Consider the following 3,475-nt stretch of genomic DNA (forward strand, 5'->3'; position numbering starts at 1 on the left):
GGGCGCCGTCGGCCGGGGCGCCGTCGGCCGGGGCGCCGTCGGTCAGGCCCGCCGGGCGTTCGGTGGCCAGTCCGATGCCGGCCGGAGCCACGGTCGTGCCACCGGCCCGGTGATGCCGCTCCCGATACGGGTCTCGCAGCTGGTCTCGCAATGGGTCACGCAACGGGTCACCCAGCGGGGCACGGTCGCCACGCGCGTTCGCCGTGGAGCTGTCGCGGCCGCCGGCGAGATCGTCGTACGGTTGGTGCTGTGCCGCGATTCTCAGTTCGGCCCGCGGACCGCCGGCTCCCGGCTGGCCGCCACCCGGGCGACCGGGACGGGCCACGGCCGGGACGAGCGCCGGACGCTCCTCGAAGGCCCGGGGCGAGTCGGCCGGAGCGTAGCCACCGTAGGCGTGATAGGCGTCGTAGACGGCGTCCGGCCCCTTGACCGGGACCATGGTGAGAACGGCGCCCAGGATGCGGGCGTCGACCAGCCGCAGCGCGTCCACGGCCCTGACCGCCTGTTCGCGCCGGGTCCGGCCGGCCCGCACGATCAGCACGGCACCGTCGGCCTGGGCCGCGAGCACGGCCGCGTCGGTCACCGGGAGCAACGGCGGGGTGTCGATCAGGACGAAGTCGAAACGGGCGGACAGCTCGCCGAGCAGGTCGCTCATCCCCCGGGATCCGAGCAGTTCGCTGGGGTTCGGCGGCAGCGGGCCGCTGGGCAGCACGTACAGCCGGCCGTCGACGTCGCCCCAGGGCAGCAGCACGTCGTCGAGGCCGGCGGTGCCGATCAGCACGGAGGTCAGGCCGGCCGCCGTCTCCACCCCGAGACAGTCGCCAAAGGACGGCTTGCGCAGGTCGCCCTCGACCAGCGCCACCCGGGCGCCGGCCTGCGCGAGGGCGACCGCCAGGCTACAGGCCGTCGTCGTCTTGCCCTCGTCGGGCATCGAGCTGGAGATCAGGATGGTGCGCGGCGGGGTGTCCACGTCGACGAAGCGCAGGTTGGTCCGCAGCTGCCGGAACGCCTCGGCGTTCGTCGAGTGCCCGTCCTGAGCGGCGATCAGGGGAGACTGGGCGCCGGTCGCGTCGAAGGCGATCGTGCCCAGGACCGCCAGCCCGCTCGCCGCGGTGATGTCGGCGGCCGTGGCGACCCTGGTGTCGAACCGCTGCCGCACCACCGCCGCGGCGACGCTGGCGAGCAGGCCGGCCAGCACGCCGAACGCGACGGCCCGCACGGGCCGTGGCGATACCGGCCTGGCCGGCGTCTTCGCCTTCTCCCACACGCTCACCCGGACCAGCGGCGCCTTGTCCGGGGACGGGGTCTCGATCTGCGCGATGGCCTGGGAGAAGACCTCACCGACCGTGTCGGCGATCAGCTGGGCGCGGTTGGGGTCGGTGTCGGTGACCACGGCCCGCAGCAGGACGGTCTCGGGGACGGTCTGCGCCTGGATGCGGCCGCGCAGCCGCTGCGGGCTCTCGTCGAGGTGCAGCCTGTCGACGACGGCCGCGGCGACCCGGTCGCTGGCCACCAGATCGGCGTAGGACTTGACCCGCTGCTGGGACAGCAGACCGCCCTGATAGGCCGCCGCGGCGCTGTCGGTCGTGTCCGACGACGTGACCACCATGGTCGTCACGGCGGCGTAGGCCGGCGTCTGGCGCCACGAGACGGCCGCCGCGAACAGGCCACCGAGCAGGACGCAGACCACGATGAGCGGCCAGCCCCGGCGCAGCGCTCTGACGTACTCCCGAAGTTCCACCAGCGGACCAGCCCTCCCCGGAGATGTATTCCGGTAATCATATCAACACTCTGAGCAACCAACATACTCGATGTACATCTGTACAGTCACCATCCGTAGTTATTACTCTATGGAGTCATGCGCGAACAGAATGCCGTTGGCGAGCCGGGAGCCGCACCGGTGACGCCGGGCGTCCGGCCGCCGTGGAGCCGCCCCCCGTGGAACCAGCCGCCGTGGAACCAGCCGCTGTGGGAGCGGCTGCTGCGGGGCGGCCTGCGCCGGCACGTCGGGCTGCAGATCGGGCTCGACGCCGCCTGCCTGGTGACCGGGTTCGGTGCCGCCTACCTCGCCCGCTTCAGCTCGTCCCCGCTGACCGACGGCGAATTCTGGATGATCACAACGGTCGCGGTCTGCCTGCTGTACTTCGCCGGCACCGCCGGGCACCTCTATCTGGGCCGCTACCGTTTCGGCGGCTTCGACGAGGTGCTGGCGCTGGTCCGCGCGGTCGCGACCACGACGGCCGGGGCCGTGGTCGTCGACGTCGCCCTCGGCCGTTCCGAGGGGATGCCGGCCGGGCTCCTCCCACTGGCGGGCGCGGTCGGGCTCGTCCTGATGTTCGGCGTCCGGTACCTGTGGCGGCTGGCCGGGCAGCGCCGCCGGCGGCGGCAGCGGGCCGGCAGCGAACCGGTCATCGTCTTCGGCGCGGGCGAGGGCGCCGACCGGGTGCTGGCGTCGATGTCGGGCAGCCCGGACAGCCCCTACACCCCGGTGGCCCTGCTCGACGACGACCCGGGCACCTGGAACCTGGCGCTCGGCGGCGTACGGGTGCGCGGTGGGCGCGCGGCCATCGCCACGGTCGCCCGCCAGACCGGCGCCCGCACCCTGCTGGTGGCCATCCCCAGCGCCGACGCCGCGCTGTTACGGGAGATCACCGATCTCGCCGAGGACGCCGGCCTGACCGTCAAGGTGCTCCCCCGCGTCGCGGACCTCATCGACGGGCGGGTCGGCGTCCAGGACATCCGCGACATCGACATCACCGACCTGCTGGGACGCCACCGGATCCAGACCGACGTCGCCTCGGTGGCCGGCTACGTCACCGGCCGGCGGGTGCTCGTCACCGGGGCCGGCGGCTCGATCGGCTCGCAGCTGTGCCGGCAGCTGTACCCCTACCGCCCCCAGGAGCTGGTCATGCTGGACCGGGACGAGTCCGCGCTGCGGGCGGTCCAGATATCCATCCACGGCCGGGCGGCCACCGACGACGAGACGGTGGTGCTGTGCGACATCCGCGACGCCGAGGCCGTCCACGCCGTGTTCGCCCGGTACCGGCCGCAGGTGGTCTTCCACGCCGCCGCGCTGAAACACCTGCCCCTGCTGGAACGCTTCCCCGGCGAGTCGGTGAAGACCAACGTGTGGGGGACGATGACCGTCCTGGACGCCGCCGTGTCGGTGGGCGTCGAACGGTTCGTCAACATCTCGACGGACAAGGCCGCGAACCCGACCAGCGTCCTGGGCTACTCCAAGCGGATCACCGAGCGGCTGACCGCCGGGATGTCCGCGCGCGCCCACGGCGGGGTCTTCGTCAGCGTGCGGTTCGGCAACGTCCTGGGCAGCCAGGGCTCCGTGCTGCGGGTGTTCGCCAGCCAGCTGGCCGCGGGCGGGCCGCTGACGGTCACGCACCCGGACGTCACCCGCTACTTCATGACCGTCGAGGAGGCGGTGGAGCTCGTCGTCCAGGCCGGCGCCCTGGGCGGCAAC

At 73.1% G+C, this 3,475-nt stretch carries 2 protein-coding genes; one reads left to right on the forward strand and one right to left on the reverse strand.

Annotated features, from left to right (window positions below; genetic code table 11):
• On the reverse strand, nt 1-1,741 hold a 1,741-nt coding region (locus NBX02_RS17970; RefSeq protein WP_250292336.1), incomplete at its 3' end, for a polysaccharide biosynthesis tyrosine autokinase.
• A gap of 117 nt (nt 1,742-1,858) precedes the next feature.
• Here NBX02_RS17970 and NBX02_RS17975 point away from each other — a divergent pair.
• A partial coding sequence (locus NBX02_RS17975) for a polysaccharide biosynthesis protein (RefSeq protein ID WP_250292338.1) occupies nt 1,859-3,475 on the forward strand: 1,617 nt, incomplete at its 3' end.

Source organism: Protofrankia sp. CiP1_Cm_nod1, from assembly GCF_920888515.1.
Lineage (GTDB): Bacteria > Actinomycetota > Actinomycetes > Frankiales > Frankiaceae > Protofrankia.